The organism is Pauljensenia sp. UMB3104 (assembly GCF_030217285.1).
GTDB lineage: Bacteria > Actinomycetota > Actinomycetes > Actinomycetales > Actinomycetaceae > Pauljensenia.
Genome location: NZ_JASONN010000570.1, coordinates 1 through 239 on the forward strand (window position 1 = coordinate 1; position 239 = coordinate 239).

Consider the following 239-nt stretch of genomic DNA (forward strand, 5'->3'; position numbering starts at 1 on the left):
GCCTGGTAGGTAAGAGTGGGGCGGGGAAGTCCACCTTGCTGCGCTGCATTAATGGTTTGGAGAGTTTCGATGGAGGGTCTATTCACGTCCTCGATGAGGATATTCAAACTTTATCGGGCGATTCGCTCAGACACTTGCAAAAGGAAATTGGCATGATTTTTCAGCAATTTGAGTTAATTAACCGCAAAACAGTCCGAGAGAATGTCGCCCTGCCCCTAAAACTATGGAATATTGAAGAG

General features: G+C 46.4%; 1 protein-coding gene. It reads left to right on the forward strand.

From position 1 onward, the window contains the following. Nucleotides 1-239: ATP-binding cassette domain-containing protein (locus tag QP415_RS12810; RefSeq protein ID WP_285100327.1), on the forward strand; the 239-nt coding region annotated here is incomplete at both ends.